At 59.8% G+C, this 23,291-nt stretch carries 19 protein-coding genes; 4 read left to right on the plus strand and 15 right to left on the minus strand.

The window, feature by feature from the left end; all coding sequences use genetic code 11:
• Positions 1–25: 25 nt before the first annotated feature.
• The 15 genes from FYK55_RS00900 to FYK55_RS00970 all read right to left on the minus strand — a co-directional run bounded on the left by FYK55_RS00900 (position 26) and on the right by FYK55_RS00970 (position 16,673).
• Positions 26–490, minus strand: coding sequence for a hypothetical protein (locus FYK55_RS00900; protein ID WP_150074115.1), 465 nt, complete (start codon positions 488–490; stop codon positions 26–28).
• Complete coding sequence (locus tag FYK55_RS00905; RefSeq protein WP_150074116.1) at positions 487–2,706, minus strand: hypothetical protein; 2,220 nt, start codon at positions 2,704–2,706, stop codon at positions 487–489. The genes FYK55_RS00900 and FYK55_RS00905 overlap by 4 nt, the downstream gene beginning before the upstream one ends.
• Before the next feature lie 534 nt (positions 2,707–3,240).
• Positions 3,241–3,855, minus strand: a complete 615-nt coding sequence (locus FYK55_RS00910; protein ID WP_150074117.1) for a phage replication initiation protein, NGO0469 family — start codon at positions 3,853–3,855, stop codon at positions 3,241–3,243.
• Positions 3,856–3,882: 27 nt separating this feature from the next.
• Positions 3,883–5,226 carry a replicative DNA helicase gene (locus FYK55_RS00915; RefSeq protein ID WP_161604232.1) on the minus strand — a complete coding sequence of 448 codons (1,344 nt, stop codon included), beginning with the start codon at positions 5,224–5,226 and terminating at the stop codon, positions 3,883–3,885.
• Complete coding sequence (locus FYK55_RS00920; protein WP_150074119.1) at positions 5,219–6,025, minus strand: hypothetical protein; 807 nt, start codon at positions 6,023–6,025, stop codon at positions 5,219–5,221. Before FYK55_RS00920 ends, FYK55_RS00915 begins: the two co-directional genes overlap by 8 nt.
• Before the next feature lies 1 nt (position 6,026).
• Positions 6,027–6,398, minus strand: a complete 372-nt coding sequence (locus FYK55_RS00925) for a hypothetical protein (RefSeq protein ID WP_161604233.1) — start codon at positions 6,396–6,398, stop codon at positions 6,027–6,029.
• Between the two features lie 8 nt (positions 6,399–6,406).
• A complete protein-coding gene (locus FYK55_RS00930; RefSeq protein ID WP_150074121.1) occupies positions 6,407–6,613 on the minus strand; it encodes a hypothetical protein in 207 nt (68 codons plus the stop codon).
• A 147-nt stretch (positions 6,614–6,760) separates the two neighbouring features.
• Positions 6,761–6,982 (minus strand): hypothetical protein, encoded by a 222-nt coding sequence (locus FYK55_RS00935; protein WP_150074122.1) that lies wholly within the window; start codon positions 6,980–6,982, stop codon positions 6,761–6,763.
• A gap of 78 nt (positions 6,983–7,060) precedes the next feature.
• Positions 7,061–7,642, minus strand: coding sequence for a hypothetical protein (locus FYK55_RS00940; RefSeq protein WP_150074123.1), 582 nt, complete (start codon positions 7,640–7,642; stop codon positions 7,061–7,063).
• Between the two features lie 756 nt (positions 7,643–8,398).
• Entirely contained in the window at positions 8,399–9,136 is a 738-nt protein-coding gene (locus tag FYK55_RS00945) for a hypothetical protein (RefSeq protein WP_150074124.1), read from the minus strand.
• Between the two features lie 101 nt (positions 9,137–9,237).
• Positions 9,238–9,765 carry an HNH endonuclease gene (locus tag FYK55_RS00950; RefSeq protein WP_150074125.1) on the minus strand — a complete coding sequence of 176 codons (528 nt, stop codon included), beginning with the start codon at positions 9,763–9,765 and terminating at the stop codon, positions 9,238–9,240.
• 980 nt (positions 9,766–10,745) lie between these two features.
• Positions 10,746–11,360, minus strand: a complete 615-nt coding sequence (locus FYK55_RS00955; RefSeq protein WP_150074126.1) for a PEP-CTERM sorting domain-containing protein — start codon at positions 11,358–11,360, stop codon at positions 10,746–10,748.
• Positions 11,361–11,543: 183 nt separating this feature from the next.
• Positions 11,544–14,084: an ATP-dependent helicase HrpB gene (gene hrpB, locus FYK55_RS00960; protein WP_150074127.1), complete on the minus strand. Its 2,541-nt coding sequence runs from the start codon at positions 14,082–14,084 to the stop codon at positions 11,544–11,546.
• A 5-nt stretch (positions 14,085–14,089) separates the two neighbouring features.
• The gene (locus FYK55_RS00965) at positions 14,090–15,175 is read right to left on the minus strand and encodes an alpha/beta hydrolase-fold protein (RefSeq protein WP_161604234.1); all 1,086 of its coding nucleotides are present in this window, start codon (positions 15,173–15,175) and stop codon (positions 14,090–14,092) included.
• Positions 15,176–15,449: 274 nt separating this feature from the next.
• On the minus strand, positions 15,450–16,673 hold the full coding sequence (locus FYK55_RS00970) for a hypothetical protein (protein ID WP_150074129.1): 1,224 nt from the start codon (positions 16,671–16,673) through the stop codon (positions 15,450–15,452).
• A gap of 387 nt (positions 16,674–17,060) precedes the next feature.
• Between FYK55_RS00970 and FYK55_RS00975 the strand changes: the two genes are divergently transcribed.
• From FYK55_RS00975 to FYK55_RS00990, 4 genes are all read left to right on the plus strand, one after another.
• Positions 17,061–20,084 carry a PSD1 and planctomycete cytochrome C domain-containing protein gene (locus tag FYK55_RS00975; RefSeq protein ID WP_150074130.1) on the plus strand — a complete coding sequence of 1,008 codons (3,024 nt, stop codon included), beginning with the start codon at positions 17,061–17,063 and terminating at the stop codon, positions 20,082–20,084.
• A 7-nt stretch (positions 20,085–20,091) separates the two neighbouring features.
• A complete protein-coding gene (locus tag FYK55_RS00980; protein ID WP_150074131.1) occupies positions 20,092–21,510 on the plus strand; it encodes a DUF1501 domain-containing protein in 1,419 nt (472 codons plus the stop codon).
• Between the two features lie 127 nt (positions 21,511–21,637).
• Positions 21,638–22,339, plus strand: coding sequence for a GntR family transcriptional regulator (locus FYK55_RS00985; RefSeq protein WP_150074132.1), 702 nt, complete (start codon positions 21,638–21,640; stop codon positions 22,337–22,339).
• Positions 22,336–23,271, plus strand: a complete 936-nt coding sequence (locus FYK55_RS00990) for a dihydrodipicolinate synthase family protein (protein WP_150074133.1) — start codon at positions 22,336–22,338, stop codon at positions 23,269–23,271. Before FYK55_RS00985 ends, FYK55_RS00990 begins: the two co-directional genes overlap by 4 nt.
• The last annotated feature ends 20 nt before the right edge of the window (positions 23,272–23,291 follow it).

A 23,291-nucleotide genomic window follows, 5' to 3' on the forward strand; every position in this document is an offset into this window, starting at 1 on the left:
CTCTCTCGGGAAAGGTGAAAACTGGTCAAGTGATTTGATCGGCGATCGATTGCAGGAGCGCGGAAGTGACTCGCAGGCATTGTTGGCGATGCCGCTCGATTTGTTGCAAAGCTTGGAGCTTGTCATTCAATCGCAGGAACTCATCGGTGCCCGATCGGTCCTGAACCACCTCCTTGCAGAAGTCAAGGATGCGTTCGACGGTCTCTGCTGATCGTCGCGCCGACTCCGCTCCGGACTCCATTTCCAAAGCTACCGCGGCAATCTCGGATTTCGGTGATCGCGTTTCCGGGAAGAGAATCCCGGCGGCTTCTGCCGCTACAGAGAGGCGCGCAGAAAGCATGCAGAGACCCGGAATTGAATCTGCGGCGAGCAATAGCAACTCCTTCGCCGCCTGATCGTTGGCCAAGTGGTGGTTGTTCTCGCAGACAGCGACCATGTATTCCGACGCCAACTTTACCGCTCTGGCGGAGTCTTCAAACTGCGTTCTCATCGGCCGGCCCTCCGATCGGTTTCCCTGGCAGTTTCCCGCTGCACTTGGCTTGGTGAACGGCCGCCGTTTTTTGTATTTCGCGCCGTCTCTTCTGTTGCCCTTCGAGATTTGGTCAGTTCAGCCTTCATCTCTTTCTGAACCCTGGTCGATTCGGCGGTGACCTTCAGTAGCTCGCGAACCAGATCCCCGAAGAACTCTTCCCGAGGAACCTGAGCGATCGAACCGTCCGCTTGGCGGATTCGCGGATCGGCTCCAACCGATGCCGTCATTCGAATGTCACGGGCGATTTCGTTGATCGACGCAGGATCTTGTCGAACGGCTTCAAGCATCGCCCCGCGGAAGCCTTCGACCGCGATGGCGGCCTGCTCCATCTTCGGAGCCTCTTCCAGGCTGACTCCGCCCATCGACAAGAAGCCTTGCCGGCCGATGGTGCGTGTCATCGCGTTGAAGGCCTCGGCCGCTACGGAGCTTCCTGGCAGGTTTGCTGACGCGAACATGCTGTCTCGCGCCCCGAATTCACGAGGCAATGATTCGATGAATCCAGCGAACCCCGTGCCCCGGGTTTCTTCCATCACCTGGCCAAACTGTTCGCGAACCAAGCCGCGAAGTCCTCCAAGCGTGTCGTCGACCTTCGATGCCTCGCTTGCCGCCTTGAACCTCGACTGAAGAGCGGCCAGCCGCAACGGAGCGGTTCCGCCGGAGATCTCGCGGACCTGGTTGTCGAAGGCGGCTCGATCAACCTGAATGGTGCCGAAGGACTCACGCATCGACTTGTCGAGAGCGTCGGCAGCTGTCGTGACCCTTTTGAAAGCGCCTTTAAATTGGACTTCGCCGAACTCACGAGAGAAAAACTGATCGCGGATCGCGTTGTTGGTTTGCAATGCACTGATCCGGCCGAAGAGGGTCGCCGGATCCTGAAAGCCTTTGCCCTGTTCGATGAACGCCAGCAAGCGTTTTCGGTCCTCGCGGTTGGCCTCGGTGTCTTTTCCGTCCGCGATCTTGCGATCGAGCAACTCGACCTTCGACCGAGCATCGATCATCTGCTGCTGGAAGTTGCCGAAGAAACTGCCCAATTCGTTCGCAAATTGAGTGGTAGCGGTGCTGGTCGATCGGCCCGTCGTGTCGGCGGTCTCCTTTGAGAACGCAGCGAACAGGGCGGCCGCCTGGCGTGACGCCTCTTTGCGGTTCTGTTCTGGTACCGTCCCCACCGTGTTTACGAGCGCTGGTGCGATCGTCTCGGCCAATGCGTTCGGATCCACGACACGGGCCTGAGTTCCGGCCAGCGTCAAGAACCCAAGGTTCTCGCGGGCGTCATCGGATCCAGTTGCCCGGCGTAAGTCGATTGCGGCGGACGACAATTCGTCGATCGCCTCAGGAGTGTTGATTGAAAGCAGGGCGGCAGCGGTAACGGCCGATTGAGCTGAAGCCTTGTCAGCACCAGCCGACACCGCGGATCCGGTCGCCTTGACCAATCCAGCAATGCTGGAGAATCCGGTCGCCCGCGCGATGTCGGGGGCTGACTCAATGAGCCCCAACCGGCTAGCCTCAGAAAGGCCTGCGAGATTCTTAAATCCTTCCTGTTGAGCCTGCGCAAGCTCGGTCTGCTTGTTGAGCGCTTCGGAGTAAAGCTCATTCTGGGTTCGAAGGAACGCGTTGACGGCCTGGATCCCCTCTTGAATCCCAAAATAGGCTGTGACGACCGACCCGATTTTGGTGATAGTCGACGTGGCGAAGGTGCTCCAATCGCCAGTACTGCTGACAGCGGCCTTTTCGTTTACCTTCCCCAGGCGTTCAATTTCCTGTTCGGTGTTGTGGAAATGGACCTGCTTGTCCGCACTTCGCCAGTGAGCGAGCATTTTCTTGGCTTGCTCGGCCACCTTGGGGTCAACTTCGTCCAATTTTGCGACGATCTCATCGACCGACTGCCGGCCGTTCAGGCCGAGCTCGCTCATCGAGTCATTTAGTGCACCGAAAAGCTGCCGACCCTCCTTCGTGGTCCTCTTGAGTTGGCTCAAGATTTTTTCAGTTGTGGCATTGGTCGCCTTGCCGGCCGACAGCATCGAGTCAATGACGCTTTTACCGTGCTGCTCGATTGTCTGTCCGGTCTTTTTCAGGTGCTCGCGGGTAGAGGCGTCGGCCGATTCGATCTTTCGAAAGCCGTCAAGTAATCGCTGTTCGTCGGACGTCAGTTCGACGACCGCTTTTGCTCTGGCCATGGGGTTACCTGGTCAAAAAAGGGTTTGGTTCGACGGCATTCCGAGCTTGGATTGCCATTTGGTTCGATTCGGGACGGCCTCGCGGCGACGTCCCAGCAGAGGGGCAGAATCCAAGTCGCCCCCCATAGGTAGGTGGCGACAGGTTTGGGGCGAAACGACCGAAAATCGAATCGAAGCCCATCCCTGGCAAAACAGAAGGGGGGGCCTCCGAGAGGCCCACAAACCGCTTCTAACGCGATTTTTGGAATCGTGGCTCCGGGGTCGGGTTTCTCCGCCGCCGGCCCCCTCCCCCCATTCCTACGTGGTGGTGGTGGTGCTGATAAATTTCCCAGATGCCAGCGAATTCCGTTCGAAGCGGCCCTCGCTCGCGACCGCCCACCCCCCCCGGAAGGACCCGCCCCGTGGGCTCCGGTGAGCCTCGCTGGCGATGGCCCGGCGGCGCGCGTGAGCCCCGGGCCGTGTTCCGGCCGGCGACGTGAGGCGAGCGATGGGGAAGCGAGGGCGGAGTGGCTCATTCGGCTGCTCTAGGAATTCTCAGAAGGGGATGTTTTCATCGTCGGGACCGGTCGGCTGCGTCGCTGCGGACTGGCTGGTGGTCGCACCGGACGTGAGTGCCTGGTACTCCGGCGATGCCGCGATCGTCTCCTTCAACCGATCGGAAAGCGCCTCGAACACTTCCGGGTCGAAGTCCTCGGGATCGAGTGAGAGGTAGGTGGTCGGGCCCTCGAGCGCCGGCCCGCTGGTCCCCTTGGGGATCCCGCTGAAGTGTGCGATGTCGGCGTACAGATTCCCGCCCCGTTCGTTGTGGACGATCGACAGACACGCCGGCTTATTGAGGATGTTTCGAAGATCAAAGTCTTCGATCTCTTCATTTGTGAATCGTCGCCCCCGCCATGATTCAAGGTGCTGGCGAAGCGTTGCGCGTTCCGAACTGCTGAACGTGTACCGGTTCCCCACGACAAACGGTTGATCGTCGGCGGTTCGTTCGCCTGGCACCTGGAATTCGATGTAGAGCTTTCGCTGACGCTTGGGCTTGCCGGCGTAGGTGGTCGACTGAGTGCCGAGATCAATCAATCGGGCGCAGACGGCAAGCTGATTCCCCGCGGGACAAGGTTCGTAGTCGCCGCCGTCGGGCTTTGGCATCTTCATCAAAGGTTCCTCTCGCATTCAGGGGGATCAAAATGAGTCAGTGGCGTAGTCGGCGAACTCCGCGCGGAAGTTGTCGTGGTCCTCGATCGGGGCATCGCTGAACGTGCAACTGGGCCCATGGAATCGAAGTAGTGCCTCTGATCGCTCCCCGCCTCGCATCTTTGGAACCATCAGGCGAACGGAACCGCGGCCGAGTTCATGAAGGAAGAGAACGCCGTCGGCATCTTGCTCAATACTGCCGGAAGATCGCAGATCGCCGAGACGGGGCGCTCGTGGTTTTGTCCCTGCCTCCGTTTGCCGGTTCAATTGCGACAGGAGCACAACCGGGATCCCAAGTTCGCGTGACAATTGCTTGAAAGCTCGCGTGGCCTCGGTGACCTTTTCGTATTCGGTTTGCCTCGGATGGGTCGGTTCAATGATTTGGAGGTAATCCACAACAATCGCCGCGATCCCATCAGTCGTCTTTCGAACACGCGCCTCCGCACAGATCGCCGCCAGAGTGGCCCGTCGGCCGTTGGGCTCTGAGATCAGAAACGGAAGCGACCTGGCGTCCTGAGCGGCTTTCTCGATCACCTGCAAGTCCGCCGCGGATACAGCATGCGCCGCCAGTTGCTTCCCATTGATGCCGCATCGCTTTGCTAGGTACCGGGCAGCGATTTCCTGCCGGCTCATTTCCAAACTGATGAACAGAACGCCTTGGTTGTTGGCCGCAATCGCTTCCCCGACTTGTTGCGCCAGCGAGGATTTCCCAACGCCAGGTCGGGCCGCAATGACGTACAACCGACTTGGCAGAAGGCCACCGTAGTATCCGTCGATGTGATCAATACCGGTGAGGACGCCAGGTGACCCGCCGGTCTCCGCGGTATGCCGGATCTCTTGCAAGAGCGATTCGCAGGCCTCCGCAACGGTTGACGCGTGCTGGTCAGTCGATGCGATCGACTGAAGCAACCCAAGCTCCGCTTGAAGCCATCCAGCCAAATCGGCGGGATCCGCGTCGGCGACCGCTTTTGACTGAAACTCGTTGGCCAGTGTTCGCATGCGTCGGCGGACCGAATTGCGGCGGACCTGGGCCGCGTAGCTGGCCGCATTTGCCGGTTCGGTGTGGTCAATGAACTCCGCCAGGAATTGCCGTGGGCCTCCGAGTTCGTCCAAGAGTCCCGATGCTCGAAGCCGCTCCAGAAGCAATCGCTGATCGCGGATGTGCTCACCCGAGCGGTTCATCTCAACCAGAAGCGAAAACATTTTCGCTCGCGCCGGATCTTCGAAGTCGCCTTCGGTGAGCGTAGCCTCGACCGCGGCGATCATCTCGGGGGCGAGCAGCATCGATGACAGCAGGCCATTTTCGGCCGCCAATGTTGTGATGTCACGCACGCGCGGCCTCCCTGCGAGCATTGATCGGTTCCGGTTTGGCATATCTCACCTCCGCCACCTCGCTTGGCAGTTCGTCTTCGAAGCGGCGGCCATTTAGCCAGGTTGCTGGGTGCGCCACCTTGTCCGGCGGAGTGTCGGCCACTGCCGTCGAGTACGCTCGCGTTCGCTTGATCAACCAGACGAGGGCATCATCGCGGTCAATCCTGTGATCGCTCTGAATCGCTTTCATGGCCGCGACGAAGGCTTTTGACGCTGCGAACTTCGCTTGCTTCCGTGGGTAGTGCACCCACCATCGCTCGAAGTCCCTGGAATAGTCCACGGCCGCCATCTTCCGAGATTCGCCCCGGCGATTCTTCGATGACGTCACTTCAGCACGCGCATCACCATCATTTGATGGTGTATGTATCTCTTCTCTATCTCTTCTCTTCTCTGGTAACGCATCCGTAACGCTCTGTGCGTTACGATGATTCTGGACTCGTTTTCGCGTTAAAGCCCGTGTTTTGGCTGTTTTTCCGTTGTGACGTTCAAAATTTGGGAACGTCAAACCGTCCCCGTTGAACGTCAACCAACCGCATTTGATCATCGCATCGGCAAATCCCGACACGCCAGCGAGACGGTCAAGCAACGAACGTGTAACGCTGCCGGCGTTACCGTTGAAAGTTTGCTGATCAGCCCAAATCCAGACCCGGATAAGCTTGCCGACCACGGCATCGGGGTCGATGCCCAATTCATCTGCAATGATGAAAACCTCCGGTTTGTCACACGTGGTTGTTTCGACCTTTATCCAGTCACCCGCCATCTCATTGGTCCTCCGTCATTCGTGCCAAAAGAAGCGCCGCTAGGCTGCGAGACAGCCCCGGTGGCACGTGATTGAAGGGGGCAAGGGCGCGAGTGTGCTTGTCGGCGTCGGCCCCGTAACACTTCACGACGCCGTCGGTGACGGCCACTCGCCCGCAGCAAGCCATTGCGAGCCACAACCGCCGCCGGCACTCCTGGCGGGCTTCCATCGCCTTGGACGCGATCTCAGGGCCCACGTCGGCCGCGAGGGCGGCCTCCAAGCGGTCAGCACGTGCACGCGCGGCGGCAATGCGATCGGTCGCGTCCTGTTCCGCCAGGAAGGCGGTGATCTCCTGCCGTCGCTGTTCGACCGACTCGGCGATGGCTGGCGTCATTTGCACAGTCACGGCAATGCCCTCCGCTGGACGTCAGCGCGGGCCCGCTCCCACTGTTCGGCGGCGGACGTCTGTTCCTCGTCGGCAAGCTGGAACGAGCGAGCAATCGCCAAGAATTGCTCCGCGATCGTCCCGGGCTGATTGCGGGCCGGCCGGGGCGCGGGGGCGGTCGGGACGTTGAATTGAGTTGACCGCGGGATCGGTGGCTGTATCATTGGGTTGGAGTCCTTCTGGCTCCGGCAGCCCCCAAATGCAACCGAAGCCAGTCATTGCGCCCGCGTCAGATCCAATCTGTCGCGGGCGTTTTTGTTTCAACCGGCCGCCGTGCCGATTGTTCAAATCGCCCTGGTGGCTGGTGGCTGTTACGATGCCGCAGACGCCAACGCAGGCGGCTGACGATGCCCTGAGTCGATATCTCGCTCTTGGCACTTGATCCAGTGGCCCAGGGACTTCCATCCCGCCGCCATCAGTTTTTCGGCTTGGTCCGCGCCTTCGCACGCCAGAGCAAACTGTTGCTCGGTCGGGTTTTCGATCCGGTCAGATCGCTTGAATTTGGCGATGTCTTGCTCGGTGAAATGTCGCATCTCAATCTCCGTGTTTGGCCGATGATGTAAGCCACCTCGCACCGGCCGGGACGCGAGGCGGCGGTGATGTGTTGATGGTCAATCCAGCGGGAATGCCTGTTCCGGCTGCAGGGAACTCGTTGAATCCGGCTCCCATGGCAGCTCCGTTTGTCTCTCCAACACGCCGAGTTTTCCCTGCTTGCGGCGGGTGATCTCCATCAGGTACCGATGCCTGTCTTCCAGATCCTCTTTCGCCCGCAGGACGGTTCGCCAACGCCCGACCGCGGCAAGGTCGGTGTAGGACTCGGCATCGCGCCACGCTCGATTGATCTCGGCGTCAATTTCCGTGTAGCCGTGTTGAGTCTTTCTCACGGTCAGCGTCCGATTGACTGATTGACGCTCGGCAACCAGTTCATCAACTTCCGCTTTCATCTCGTCCCGTGCCGCGGCAAGCACGGTCAATTCAGCGGCCGTTTTCGCTCGGTCCAGCAACCGATGCAGTTGCTCGGGACTGGTGACCAACGCTTCGATTGCGGCTTCGTCCGATCGTTGCCCTTTCGCCATCGCGATCAATTCACGTCGCACAACATCACGTTGGGTCGCCGCGAGTTGCGAGGCCCGCTCTTGTTTCCGCTGCTCGGCGGCCTGGCGGTCTGTCAGTCGTGCTAAGAGTCCAGTCATTTGAATCCTCGTCAGGTTTTGCCGGCGGACCGGCGAGGTGGTTGTGCGGCATCCGCCGCGTTTGCTGAGTGGCAGTCGTCAATTCATCGCGACTGTTCACTGATCAGGTGGCAGGTGTTGCTCCCCTTCCAACTGGAAGCCCGTCTGCGGCTTCATCCATTTCGCGACGGCAGTACCGAACACAGCGGGGACCAAGCTTGCGGCCTTTGATCACTCCGGCCGCAACCAACTCGCTGAACTTGCGCGGGCTGACCGACCAGTACTCGGCGGCAGTTGGCCGATCCATGAGATCCGGCCAGCGATCGTTCCGGCTTTGCGTTTTCATGCGAAAGCTTGCGTCGGGCTGAGGCCATTAATCCAGCTCAGAACGTCCGACTTGCGCCATTTGAGGCGGCCGCCGACACGGACCGGTTTGGGAAGTTGCTCAGTTTCGAGCAGTTCCAACCAGATTACGACGGACACCCCAGCCAATTGCCGGGCTTGTCCCCCGGACAAGAGTTCCGGGAGTGCGTCAGATTCGAATTGCTTGGGCATCGGGACTTTCCAAGTGAACGAAAATGAAAGGTGTTCACTCTTCTGGGACTTGATTTGTCCCTTTTGTCCCTTTTTTGTCCCGCGATAAGATGATCCGCAGCGAAAATGCTCGTGTTTTCTGCGGCTAAAAGAATCTGCATTTTCTGAGGGACTGTCCCCTAATTGTCCCTTTTGTCCCTTTTGTCCCTCCGCCCGGCGTTTCTCACTCTTCTGTCGTGGTGGTTACGCAGGAGACGCAATTTTCTTCTTGGCTCGTGAGAGCGATCTTTTGAATGCATCGAATGTGCGCGGCAAATGGTAACTTTCAGGGAGGTTCGCATGTCGCCGGTCAATTTCCTTATCAAGTTGAATCTTGAGAACTTCGAATGCGTCTCGCTGAGTGACTTTCAACTCAGGATCACAATGACTTCGGCGCAGGTACTCTTCGGCTGCACGGAATGAGTACAGGGCATGCAAGTCTCCGGATGTGATCTGTCCCGGTGTGACCTTTGGTTCGGAACTGCTCTCAGCCCTCTTGCTTTCCGGTCGCCGTGTTTCGGGATCAGCGAGCGTGGCTACGGCAATAAGTTCGTGCGCAGCTGTATCTCTGATTCTGACCCTACGGTGTTCGCGCTTGCTATCGCGGTCTCCCTCAGATCGTCCTGACCTTACAAAGAACTTCTCGGACCGGGGTTGGGGAGCTCCCAATACCCGAAAAGCGATAGAGTGCACTACCGCTCGGCGATAGACAGCTGGGTCCAGGCCTAGGCCATTGTCCAATGCCGCAATAGCTTCACCGGCCTCGACGGAGAACCCATGACGCTGCTGCACGTCGATAATTCTCTCACCCACCTCGGAATAGACGTCGTAGATCAAGTCGTAAAGGCCGGAGATGGTCATTTTCTTGACATCTTTTTGACGAATCAATGATGCCCGGTCTTTGATGAGCTCATAGAGAGAGTTTATCTCGTCGTTCTGCATTTCTTCACCTTGGGTAAATACGGGGGCCCGCGCCGGCGGACGGGTGAAGACGTCAGCCGGAGCGGAACGCGCGGGCAGCTACTCCCACTCCCGGTATTCGATCAATCGTCGTTGTCGATTCGAATTACTATCACAATGTCTTCACCTGGAACGAATTGCTCCGGCTGCTTTCCGTCGTGCTTTTCGGCGTACACGCGTCTCGCAAGCTTTTGAAACTCGGGGGCGAGTCTCTCAAGCCACTTCAGAAATGGCATCTCACCTTTCTTCAAATTGCATTCGGCGCAGCAATAGACCAAGTTGCGATCGTCTTCGGAAAGCGTGCCAGTTTCCAAATCCACCACGCCGTATTCGTCATGCCCACCGCCCGAAACTGGATCCATGTGGTCACGATGAATGAAAGTCCGCGTCGAGCGACCATCAGCATTCCATTCGCAGTAACGGAGTATGCGTTTGCCGCAATAGAGGCAGAAGTCGCGGCCATCCATCAGTTCACGGACATGCTCAAGCTCCCGTTCGTCAAAGCAAGATCGGCAGTACTTGCCGCGCGGGTTCGCATGGCCGTAGATGTTTACAAACTCATCCCGCGCCTTCGCCCGATCGCACCGCGGGCAGATCTTGATCTTACTCATCAAAAGATCCCGTCAGAGAATCCCCTGGGACTCATGGTGCCTTAAACGTCACAACATTCACAGCACATTCGTGCATTTGCGTGCCTGTAGTTGTCGCGATTGACAGAGTTCTGTCAAATGTTTTCGTGCGGCAAATCACGGCGTAAAGCACATAGCAGGGGCATTGATGCCCATCGGTGCAAGATGTTGGCGAAAGTGGCTGACGGTGCTTTTAAATCCCCTGTGTCTGCCAATTCCACCACCCGGGCGCAGGTACCGATCGCGTGACGCTCGATACCTCTACGCCACGTACGCGAACCAAGTCTAACGTTTTGGGGAATCTTACCCGACGACGATCCTTATCGGGAGCCTGCTGCATTTCATTCGTTCAGCGGAGGGGTCGCAATGGCCCATCAGTCGATTTCGCTGGATTCATCGGTCAGCAGTCACCGCGTTTCTTCCTCTAAATCAGACCGGGTGCTTTAAACGGTTGCTAAACGCCGAGATGTGGTGGGGCTCTCGTCGGCTCATCTGTTCTAAGAGTCGGTTTGCAAAAAGCTCCCACGCCTACCATCCGCAACTTTGCTGCCGGTACTCCGACGGATGGTAGAGGACACGTCCCAGATCCATTCGCGGGTTGACCCGCTACCTGATAGCAGATCTCCGCGACCGGAGCGACCAAATGCGGAAACCTTTCGCGAGTCGGTTCGCTCCTGACAGTAGTAATGGAGCCCCGACACTTATCGGTATGGAGTACGGCATAAAGAGTGCTTCGGTGAACAAACTCTGGATCGACACTCCAGCAACTGTTAACTGCCGAACCGATCGGAGAAATCACGTCGCAACAGAACGCGACGCACGAATGACCGACACGGGTCGCCACGTGCAGTGGTCATCATCGCATTGGCTCAGAACTTGACGAACCTTTGGCGGTAGACGAACGGTCCACCGGGAATTCGGGCGAAATGAGCCTAAAAATCAAATCGTGGCTTGGATGCCTACTAGATCAAAGGACGTTTGCGACGGCGTGAGCCCCCGAAAGCGAAACACGCGCCAACACCGAAGATGGCGAAAGAGCTTGGTTCCGGTACAGCACTGTTCGGGCTGGACAAGTTGATGTTGTCGATATTGACAGAAGTTACCGTCTGCACCGGCGTCAATCGAATTGACAATCGGTCGATGGCTTGCCCAACACCGACGTTGTTAGGAATTGTAAAGAACTCGAACGGCGGTCCGGCAGTGACGGAGCCTGTCTGAGAGAACACGGTCGCCGCGCCTAGAAATCCAGTGAATTCGTACTGTGAAAGTCCATTGTTGCTGGCGAGATCTGCCGCGGTAAAGGTGAATGTTCCACCACCGACGGCCTCAATCTGGATCTCGGCAGGATCGCTGCCATTCTCGAATATGGATGGAACCGGGTTTCCAAAACTCTGTGCGACCAACCAATCACCCACGGTTGGCGTGACGTTGAAACCCATTTCACTGTGCCCCAGGTACGGCGAGCCGTTTCCGGCCACCAGCGGGTCGAACGAGATAATCCCCGCTTGGGCTCGTTCTGCCGAAAGCGTAAGAACCGCGGCCAACGCGAGTAGGTATAAAGGATGTTTGCTCAACATTTCACGACCCCTTTCTCTAGGTTGCCTAAATATCCCAGGTGATTTAATCCGCACAGTACTTACCGCTTGTTTACTGTGCAAGCCTCCGCTAGTGGGTGGGGTCTGTGTGGCGTCATCCTAGGGCTCGCTTCCACTCTGCGGGCCCGCGTGAAGGCGAGTCACGATTACCTATCCGGCATTTGATCAGGAGCGTGGTTTCAGCCCGTTTCGCGTGGGCGTGGCGTTGGCCGGGGCGTCGGGCCAGTGGTGTTTGGCGTAGCGTCGCTTGAGTTCTTTGCGAACCGCCGGGTAAGTGTTTTCCCAGAAGCTCTGCAGGTCGTCAGTTACCTGTTGGGGACGATGATTCGGTCCCAGCAATTGCAGCTGCAAGGGGATTTTTCCGCCGGCCAGACGTGGCGCCGTCTGCCATCCGTACAGTTCTTGGATGCGGACGGACAACCGAGGCGGAGCGCCGGGAGCATACTCCACGCGAATTCGATTGCCGCTGGGGACCTCCAGCGTTTCAGGGGCTTGCCGGTCCAGAAACTGGAGTTGCTCGTAGGTGAAGCCGCCCCGCAGGTGGTCCAACCAAGGGGCATCCATCAGTTGTTTGATCGACGTGCGGTCGCGGCAGAACATACGCAGTTGCTCGTGCAGTCGCATTGGATCGAACGGCGGGATCGCGGCGCCACTTCCTTCGTCATCGGACAATTGCAAGTGTTCGCTTAAGAATCGCCAGCGGGTCAGGAAGCTTTGCGTCGTCTTCCCTTGCGCGTCCAATATCCGATCCAATCGATCGGCCGCACTGTCAAAAAGTAGCTGGGCGGTTTCATCATCGGGAGTGCACTCGGCGGGAGACTCGCGAAGAACCAGGTCGTCAAATCGCAGTTGCTCGCGCGCGACGACCGCTTGCAGGGTCGGGTCGAACCGCAACTGGCGTTTGCGCTGCAGCCATTCGCTGGGCAGCCATGTTTCGTCAACCTCAGAAGCGATCCGGACCAGCGTTTCTTCGGATCGGTCGTCCACGTCGACGCACAGGAACAGCGGACTGTGGTGGACGGTCGATTGACGGTCCAGGGTGACTCCTTTGCCACCGACCATGATTCCCTTGGGGCTGCCAGGCTCACGCCGTCTGGCCAGCCGGTCCGGGTAGGCGGCCAGCAAGGCGCGAGAAAACCGTTCGTCCGGTGAAAGCGGTGAATCTCCGGTGGGGCTTGCCGGCTGATCGGTGATCGCACGGGACAGGTGTTTCGCCACCTTGCCGATGTTTTTGGCCGCGATGCCGTGGAGCATCGGATCATTTCCTCCGTCAAGGAATCGCTGCAGACGTTGGACGCGTTCCAGCAGATCGCTCTCAATGGATCTCTTTCCGGATTGCAGCTCCAGCGACGATCGTGTCAGGAATGGATCACGTTCGCTGAGCAACGCCGCGGCCAGGCAGGCGGCTTGCAGGCAATCGTATTGGGATGCGGCGACGAGCAACCGTGCCAGACGAGGGTGGACCGGCAGGCTGACCATGGCGCGTCCCAGTGTCGTGATCGAGCCACTCCGATCGACGGCACCAAAACGCTCCAACAGATGACGCGACCGGCGAACGGCTGCCTCCGCGGGTGCGGTGACCCAGGGGAATTCGAAAACATCACGTTCGCCCCACGCGGCCAACGTCAGCACGGCGCCGCACAGATCCGAACGCAGCACTTCGGGCGAAGTGTGATCCGGCCGACTGCGATGCATGGCGGCAGGCCACAACCGGAAACAGATGCCGGGTGCGGTGCGTCCGGCACGGCCGGCACGTTGATCGGCCGAAGCCTTGGAAATCGGCTGCAGCTGCAATCCCGGGATGCCGACGGCGGCGTTGAATTGCATCACCCGTGCGAGGCCGCTGTCGATGACCGCGGTGATTCCTTCAATGGTCACGGACGTCTCGGCAACGTTGGTCGAGAGCACCACTTTGCGTCGATCTGACGGCGACAGCACCGCATCTTGGTCGCCGGGCGTCAGATCACCGTAAAGTTTGCACACGTGCAAAGCGGCGAATTCGGATCGTCGTTGGATCTGCGCGGCCGTTCGATGGATTTCTCCCACCCCGGGCAGAAAAACCAGCACGTCTCCGTCGCTCTCACGCAGTGCCTCCGGTAGCACGTCGGCGACTTGATCCTCAACGGGTTCGCGTCGCACCGAATCCTGGTAGTGGATTTGCACGTCGAACGCGCGACCCTCGCTTTTCACCGTGACGGCGTCCTTCAAAAGACGAGCGACCGGTTCGGTTTCCAGCGTCGCGCTCATCACCACCAGCCTCAATTCGGGTCGCAGCGACGTCCGGATCCGTTGCAGCATTCCCAACGCCAAGTCAACGTCCAGTGAACGTTCATGGAATTCATCCACGATCACGCAGGCCACGTCTTCCAACAGCGGATCGGCGTTCAGCCGCTGCAGCAAGATCCCCGTGGTCATGGCGATGACGGATGTGTCGCGGCGGACTTGCCGGTCAAATCGAACGTGGTAACCGTAGGTTTGGCCGACCGGCTGGTCGACCATGGCCGCCAGACGTCGCGCCGCGGCGCGGGCGGCCAGGCGACGTGGCTGCAGCAGTAAGATCTGGCCTGGCGGCAGCGTTGATGATTGCAGCAATGCGGGAGGCACGCCGGTCGTTTTTCCGGCACCCGGTGGGGCTTGCAGAATCACCGGCTTGCCAGCAGCAATTGCCCGCACGACGTCCGGAAGACAGGCGTCGATCGGCAGCATGTCCTTTAGTTCCGCTTCGCGGTGGCGCTATCCGGGGACTCAAACAGCTGGGGCAGGTATTTCGGCAAGTAGTCATCTCGCCAGACGTCCCAATTGTGTGCCCCGGCAGTCTTCACGAACTGGTGTGTCACGCCCGCGTCGCTCAATTGCTTGTCAAACGCCTCGTTTCGTTCCAGCAAGAAATCGTCCTTACCGCAGGGGATCCAGAACAGCCGCGTCTGTTGTTTGAATTGTTCCAGATCCGGGCACAGTTCCTGTAGCGATTCTTCTTCGGGCGCAGCGGCACTGAACGCTCCGACCCAACCGAAGGCGTTGCTGCCGAGAGAGATTCGGATCGCGTGGCCTCCGCCCATCGAAAGCCCGGCGATGGCGCGTTGTTCGGGTGTGGACGCGACGCGGTAGTGCTCGGCGACCCACGGCAACAGAACTTCTACGATCTCGCGCTGCATCGCGGCGTTGTTTTCGGCCCCATAGTTTTCGTCGCGATCACCGTAGGGCAAATCCACCGGATGCCCGTGTGGCATCACGATCAACATCTCCTTGGCTTTGCCGGCCGCGATCAAGTTGTCAGCGATCAAGTGCGCGCGTCCGACCTCCGTCCAGGCGGTTTGGTCGTCGCCGAAGCCGTGGAGGAGGAACAGCACCGGAAACGTTCGATCCGGATCGGACTGGTAGCTGGGGGGCGTGTACACAATGCACCGTCGCTGCGAGTCCGTCACCGGAGAGGAGTACAGGTGATGATGCAGGACGCCGTGCGGGACCGATTGCACTTCGGTCAACAACGGTGGGTCGCCGGGAACTTCAAACAGGCTGTTCAGCGAATACCACTTCTTGATCCAACGGTTCAGACGGTCGATTTGGGGAGTCTGGTCAACTTCAAAGCTGTATTCGTAAATGCCCGGCTTCAGCGGTCCGTGAACGCCTTCCCAGATTCCTTCGTCGCCTTTGGTCAGGGAAAAACGTCCGTCCTCCACCCGGCTGATTTCCGCAACCACTTCGTCGGCTTCGGGAGCGACCACGCGTAAGGTGACGCGTCCATCCGGATGGACTTCCGGCGACTGAATTCGCTGTGAGTAGGCTGTGCTAATCACTGGGCTTATCGCTGGGCTTATCAACGACAGGGACAAAAGCAAGAGCGTCGGGAAACGCATGGGGACGTTCTCTGAAAGAGTCGGGGAATAGGGGGGACCGCAAGAAACAAGCAGCACGACAGGGTAACCGCCCGCGACGCATTCCGCATCGCCGTCGCGACCGCAAAGGGCATCACCCCATTGGCGAAGGCGACGCCGTCCGCCAACATTCCTGGATCCGCATTTGGAGTCAGCGATTTAGCGTCCTTCCTGGACCCGCCATCAATCGGCAACGTCAGCGACCGCTGGCGCGTTGCTGCTGAAGCAGGATCCGTTCCAAATCTGAAAGCGGACGCGTCCCGGCCGGTGTCCCATCGGGGTTGGTGTCATCCACGAGGGGTGCCACGGCGCCGGCGTTGTCGGCGGCCTGCGCCGAACGGAGCACGTCGATGGTTCCGCCGGTCAGCTGGTCTCCCGGGGGAAGGGTGAAGCGTCCCAATCCGCGTCCTTGGAATTGCGTGTCTTCGATCACGTTGGGGCTCTTGCCGGTGCGGTCGATCGCGACCGACTGCAATCGCCATTCGTGGACCACCAATTCGTAGCGTGAAACCGGAGGCATCGGGGTGACGACCTCTTGGGTGATGGGACGCCCATCGGGCGCGTAGGTCAAGACCTGTTGGACGCGGTCAGCACCGGCATCGCGTTGAACTTGAATCGGCACGGTTTGGCCGGCTGCGATCCGGATTTGTTGCGTTCCGGCTTCGTTGAACAAATCGTTCACGGTCACGCGCAACTCGCGCGGTCCGGGGTTTTGAAGATTGATGGTCACCGGCGGCAGCGGTTCGCGCGGAACCACTTCGGATTCCAGCAGCGTGGATTGCGGTGGTGGACGGTGCCAAGGACGCCCCGGACCGATCGGGCCAACGCCCAATGAGATTCCTTCGTTCAGGTAGCCATACCCATAGCCGTACCCATCGCCGTAAGGAGGATAGCCCGCACCGGGTGCGAGCGATGGGGGGATGTAGTCCAGTGGTGGATGAATCGGCCGCGGACCACCGGAACGCCTGGCCGGCCGCACCGATCGCCGTGACCTGACATACGTCGGGTAGGGGTCGTCCAAATCTGTCACTTCCATGGTTCCCCGTCCGGACCGAGGAAACCGGATGACGCGGTTCAGTGACGAATTCCAGTAGCCGATAAATCGTCGGTCGATGGAGTCGAAGTCCCGGTCGCGTTGAAACAAATAGCGAGTTCCGTTGGCGTCGTCGACAATCATCTGGCCCCGACTGAAAAACACGTTCGCCGTGATTTGTCCCGAAGGCTCCACCAAGTAATGGCTGGGCTCCATCGCGGGGCCGCGTTCTCGGTAAGGTTCACCGATGTTTTGAAGCCGGACGGTGGGCTCCTGAGCGGAGGCGAGCGTTGCTGCCGGCCCCGCGGCAAGAATGGCCCCCAGCAGAATACTGATCCAACCGATCCTCGCTGCGAATTGACTTCGGTGGGTGCATGCATGACTCATTGACCACGTCTCCCCGTCATTGGATTGTTCAAAAGATTCGCCCACGCCGCCGTGGACGATGTTTCGCGTCGTTCTCTGGTTTCCCTGCTGTCATTGTTCCCGAAATCGGTGTTCCCAACCCGCCGCTTGGACATTCGCCATCCGATCCGCACGATTGTACCGCAAGCGGGAGGGGGGGCCGCCGTGACTTGCCGCGGCCCATCATCGGGTCACGGCACTGCTGCCCGATCGGAGAATCAGGTTTTCACTGGGGTTTCACGGGTAATCGCTGGACGGGACGTCCACCGTTGGGGAAGATGGATCTGGAGTCTCCGGCCGGCCCGTTGCGAAGCGGTCGAGGTCGGGCTCCCCCCGCCACGCTTCCTCTCCTTCCCCATCGATTCCGCGATGTTGCGTACCAACCTGACTGCGGTCGTCCTGTTCGCGGTCGTTTCCACGTGCACTTTCGGTGCCATCAGTTCCGCCGAATCGCCGACGCCGACCTCGGTGCGATTCAACCGCGATGTCCGCGCGATCCTGACGGACAAGTGTTTTGCTTGCCATGGCCCGGATGCGGAAACCGTTGAAGGTGGCTTGCGGTTGGACCTGCGGGCCCAAGCGGTCGACGAGACCGGTGTGATCGTGCCGGGTGATGCGGAGGCGAGCGAACTGGTTCGCCGGATTGATTCCGGGGATCAGTACGAAGTGATGCCGCCGCCGGAGACGCACAAGCCGTTGACCGATGCCGAGCGGGAGGTGTTGCGGCAGTGGATCCAACAGGGCGCCGAGTACGAACCCCATTGGGCCTATTCGCCTATGCGTGTCCCCGATGCGCTGGGCGGCGAAGGGGACGAAAACTTGACGGCGGTGATCGATCAACTGATCGCCGATCGGTTGGACGCGGAGGGGATCACGCCGGCCGAACCCGCCGACCGCATCACTTTGATTCGGCGACTCTCGCTGGACCTGACCGGAATTCCGCCGACGCCCGAAGAAGTGGATCGGTTCGTGCAGGACGACTCGGAAGGCGCCTACGCCGCCTTGGTGGATCGCCTGTTGGCGTCGCAACGGTTTGGCGAGCGGATGGCGATCTATTGGCTGGACCTGGTTCGCTACGCGGATACCGTCGGTTACCACGGAGACCAGAATGTGTCGCAGTCGCCTTATCGTGACTACGTCATCAACGCGTTCAACAAGAATCTGCCCTATGATCGATTCATTCGAGAGCAGTTGGCGGGTGATTTGCTTCCCCATGCGACACTGCAGCAGCAGGTGGCGTCGGGATACAACCGACTGAATCAGACCACCGAGGAAGGTGGGGCGCAAGGCAAAGAATACTTGGCGATCTACTTTGCCGACCGTGTTCGGAACGTTTCTCAGGTGTTTATGGGTGCAACCATGGGTTGTGCTCAATGCCACGACCACAAGTACGATCCCTACACCACAAGGGATTTTTATTCGATCGGTGCCTTCTTTGCCGACTTGGACGAGCGCGGCGTGTATGGAGCTCGCAGCCGACCGCCGATGATCCACGTTCCCGACGCGCCGCTGCAGGAGAAGCTGGACCAACTGGATCGGGAGATTGCCGACCTGGAATCGGGCGTCCCGGCACTGAAGCAACAATTGCTCGAGCGGCAAGACCAGTGGGAACGTACCGCATTGGAGCGTCTGGACGAACCTGGTGAAGTCGAGGCCATTTGGGTGGACGATCGCCAGGGGATCGGAGGCGATCGCGGCGAGCGATGGGATTATGTCGATGCACAACAAGGGCCGGTGCACAGTGGCGCACTTTCCCGACGGCAGCAAAACGAGGGTTTGGTTCAGCACTTGTTCCAGAATGCCGAGACGCCATTCGAGGTTTCGGCCGATTCCCGTTTCTACGCCTGGGTGCATTTGGATCCCGATCAACCGCCCCAGGCCGTGATGCTGCAATTCAACGACGGCAACTGGAATCATCGCATGGTTTGGGGCGGCGACGAGATCCCCTACGGCCGCAAGCCCGAAAGCGACGCCGCCTATCGAAGGGCCGGGGCGTTGCCGGAGACGGGGCGGTGGGTGCGACTGGAGGTCCATGCGGAAGAAGTCGGCTTGGCCCCTGGGGCGAAAGTCCACGGCATGGCGTTCACCCAATTCGGCGGATTGGTTCATTGGGACAAGGCCGGCGCAATTCTTGCCAAAGGAATGCCAGAATCCGTCGCCGCAGCGCTTCGGATCGCTCCGTCGGACCGCACCTCGGAGCAGGCCGCCGCGGTCGAGGATTACTACCTGAGCCAGGCCGCGGAATTGGTGGAGCGACGTGCTCAGATCGAATCGCTAAGAACACGACGGAAACAATTGTACGAGTCGGCACCTCAAACGGTGGTGTCCAAGTCCGTGGCGCCGCGGACGATTCGGGTCTTGCCGCGGGGAAACTGGATGGACGATTCCGGTCCCGAGGTCCAGCCGGCGATCCCCGAGTTTCTTGGCCAGTTGGAAACCGCCGACCGCGCCACCCGATTGGACCTGGCCGAATGGCTTTGTCGTGATGACAACCCGCTGACGTCGCGGACGATGGCGAACCGCATCTGGTCGCTGCTGTTTGGTCGCGGCATCTGCGCCAGCGTCGACGATCTTGGCGGACAAGGGACGTATCCGTCCTATCCGGATTTGCTGGATGCCCTGGCGATCGACTTTGTGCAGTCGGGATGGGATATCAAGCACTTGATGCGTTCGATCGCTTTGAGCGCAGCGTACCGTCGATCGTCGGTTGCGTCGGTCGAATTGAAGCGTCGCGATCCATACAACGACCTGTTCGCCCGCCAGGGGCGATTCGGTCTGCAAGCGGAAACGGTTCGCGATGCCGCGCTAGCGATCAGCGGTCTGCTGGTTGAACAGCTCGGCGGCCCGAGCGTCCACCCGTATCAACCTGCGGGGTACTACGGTCAGTTGAATTTCCCGCGTCGAACGTATCAGGCAGATGCCGGGTCCGATCAGTATCGGCGTGGCCTGTACACACACTGGCAGCGGACTTTCTTGCATCCGATGTTGAAAGCGTTTGACGCGCCCAGTCGCGAGGAGTGCACGGCCGCTCGCGCCCGGTCCAACACGCCGTTGCAAGCGCTCGTCTTGTTAAACGATCCGACGTTCGTCGAAGCCGCCCGCGTGTTCGCTGAGCGGACGATGCGAGAAGGCGGCCGCACCGAGGAGCAACGAATTCGCTGGGCTTATCGGGAAGCAGTTTCCCGCGTGCCTCCTCCGGAAATCGCTGCCGAACTGCACGCCGTCTATGTGAAACACCGACAGTATTACCGGGAGCACCCGGAGGCGGCCGAGCAACTCGTCTCCAACGGTCAGGCTCCGTTGGCAACCGATTTGCCGTCCGCGGAGTTGGCGGCTTGGACCAGCGTCGCACGCGTCCTATTGAATTTGCACGAAACCATCACGCGCTACTGAGAATTTCATGTCCACGCTGCAACGCCGTTTGGCCCGCCGCACGTTCCTGCGTCAAACCGGGATCGGTTCGATTGCGTTGGCCGCCCTGTTGGAAGCCGATGCCAGTCGGCCCGTGTCTGCCGCGCAATCAGGCTATCAAGGCATCCTGGCTGCGCCCCACCATCGGCCGCGGGTCAAACGTGTCATTCATTTGTGCATGGCGGGCGGACCCAGTCACTTGGAGACGTTTGACTACAAGCCAACGCTTGCCAAGCTGGACGGTAAAGCCATGCCCGACTCGATCACAGCGGGCCAGCCCATCGCGCAGTTGCAAGGCAAAGAATTGAAAGTGATGGGGCCGCAACACGAATTCACGCCGCGCGGGAAGAGCGGGTTGCTGATGTCCAACGTGTTCGAGCACATCGGCCAGCTGGCCGACGAAATGTGCGTGATCAAGTCCATGCACACCGAACAAATCAATCACGATCCGGCGCACACCTTCTTCAACACCGGGACCGCGATCAGCGGACGTCCTTCAATGGGTTCCTGGGTCCTGTATGGCTTGGGGGCGGAAACGGAAACGCTGCCGGGATTCATCGTCTTGACCAGCGAAGGCGGTGGCCAAAGCCAGCCCATCAGTTCCCGGCAATGGCATTCGGGGTTTTTGCCAAGCCGCTACCAGGGCGTGCAGATGCATTCCACCGGCAGCCCCGTTCACTACGTGCAGAATCCGGCCGGCGTGACCACCCAGCAACAACGCGATGTCGTCGACGCAGTCTCCCGAATCAACTCCATCCGAAACGAAACGCTGATGGATCCGGAGATCGACACCCGATTGGCCGGGTATGAGATGGCGTTTCGGATGCAGGCGTCCGTGCCGGAGCTGACCGAAATGTCGTCCGAGCCGCAGCGGATTCTGGATCTGTACGGTTGCACGCCCGGTGACGGATCGTTTGCCAGCAATTGTTTGCTGGCTCGCCGCCTCGCCGAACGAGGTGTCCGTTTCATTCAGCTGTACCACCGCGGGTGGGATCACCACGGCGGCGTCAAGAAAGGTGTTGCCACGACCGCCAAGTTGGTCGACCAGGCGACCGCGGCATTGATCCAGGATCTGAAGCAGCGGGGCATGTTGGAAGACACCCTGATTGTGTGGGGCGGAGAGTTCGGACGCACGCCGATGGCCCAGGGAAGCGGTCGCGACCATCACATCAAGGGGTTTTCATTGTGGATGGCCGGTGGCGGCGTTCGAGGGGGCATGTCTTACGGTCAAACCGATGAGTTCGGGTACAACGCGGTCGAAGACCGGGTGCACGTTCGCGATTTCCACGCCACGATGTTGCATCTGTTGGGCATCGATCATCAGCGCCTGACCTACAAGTTTCAAGGATTGGATTTTCGCCTGACCGGCGTCGAAGAAGCACACGTCATCGACGACGTGTTGGCCTAGCGAATGCCGTTTGCGGGCTGGCGGTTTCCGCCCCGGAGACGCCGATCGATCCCGATTCAACGCGGCCCTTGCATCGAGCCCAGGATCGCTTAAAGTCTATAGACCTCTACAGCGCTCGGCGGACTTGATGAATTGCACCCACGCCCAATTGGCCTATCGGCACCTTCGCGGCCGACTGATCGCCGGCGAATTTGCCCCCGGCACGCGGATCCGCTACGGGCCGGTCGGGCAGGAGTTGGGGATCAGCGCCACGCCGGTCCGCGAAGCCATGGGCTTGTTGGCCAACGAGGGATTCGTCGAGCTCGTCCCGCAGCTGGGCGCGGTCGTTCGGACGGTCAGCCGCGACGAACTGGTCGAGCTGTACGAGATGCGTGAAGCGATCGAGCCGTACGCAGCCTGCAAGGCCGCTGAACGCGCCAGCGAGACGCAGTTGGAAGCCATCGCTCGAGCCGTTGATCGCATGGAGTCACTCGCGACGAAGGTCAAGGCGAGCAAATCCGGGGTGGCGGGCAAACGCGAGACGGCGGAGTTCGAAAAGCATGATTTGGCGTTTCACATGCTGGTCATCGAGGCCACCGGGAACCAGACCATGGTCCGAAGTAGCGAAAGCTCCAATGCCTTGATGCGGGTGTTCGCGACCGAACGTCACGGCTATGACGCTGCCATCATGCGTGCCACGTGCGATGACCACACCAAAATCCTGCGGGCGATCCAGCAAGGGAAGGGTCGGCAGGCTGAAGCGGCCATGCGACAGCACATTGTCGCCGGCTTGAATCTGACATTGAACACGATCGAATCCAGTCGCAGTCGACGCTGGGAGACACCATGACCAACACCAACCGCCCCTTCGTTCCGCTGGCCCTCTCGGGCATCGTGCCTCCGCTGGTGACGCCCTTGAAGGCTCGTGATCAACTGGATCACTCGGGGCTGGAACGTCTGCTGGAGCACGTGATCCGCGGCGGCGTGTCCGGCGTGTTTCTGTTGGGCACCACCGGAGAAGCACCCAGCCTGAGTTATCGATTGCGGCGGGAATTGATCCGGCAGGCCGTGGAGATCGTGGACCGCCGCGTTCCGGTGTTGGTGGGAGTGACCGACACGGCGTTCGTGGAATCAGTTTCGCTCGCCGAGTACGCCGCGGAATGCGGTGCCGATGCGGCCGTGCTGACGACGCCCTACTACTTCCCCGCCGGACAGACCGAGTTGCTGGCTTACGTCCAGAACATCACGCCGCTGATTCCGCTGCCGCTGATGTTGTACAACATGCCAGGGCTGACCAAGGTCTGGTTCGAAATTGAAACGTTGTCCGTGTTGACGGAACTGGATTCGATCATCGGGGTCAAAGACAGCAGCGGGGACCTGGACTATTTCCGGCGTCTGTGCGGGTTGAAATCGGTCCGTCCCGATTGGTCAATTTTTATCGGGCCCGAAGCGAAGCTTCCCGAAGCTTTGGCGATGGGGGGCGACGGCGGCGTGGCAGGTGGTGCGAACGTCATGCCCGCGGTCTTCGTGGAGTGTTACAACGCGATTCGGGCCGACGACGAGGCGACGCTGCGGTCATGCATGCAGACGATCACCGGATTCGGTGAAATCTACGACATCGGCAAATATGCCTCGCGTCACATCAAAGCGACCAAGTCCGCGCTGTCGCTGTTGGGCATCTGCGAAGACCTGCCGGCCGACCCCTTCAACCCGTTCCTGCCGCCCGAGCGGCAACGTGTCGCTGAGATTCTGCAGCGTATCGGAGTGTTGTCCGCCGCGTGACGCTCGCTCCGTCCCCCTCC

This window comes from Roseiconus nitratireducens (assembly GCF_008629675.1).
Classification (GTDB): Bacteria; Planctomycetota; Planctomycetia; order Pirellulales; family Pirellulaceae; genus Stieleria; species Stieleria nitratireducens.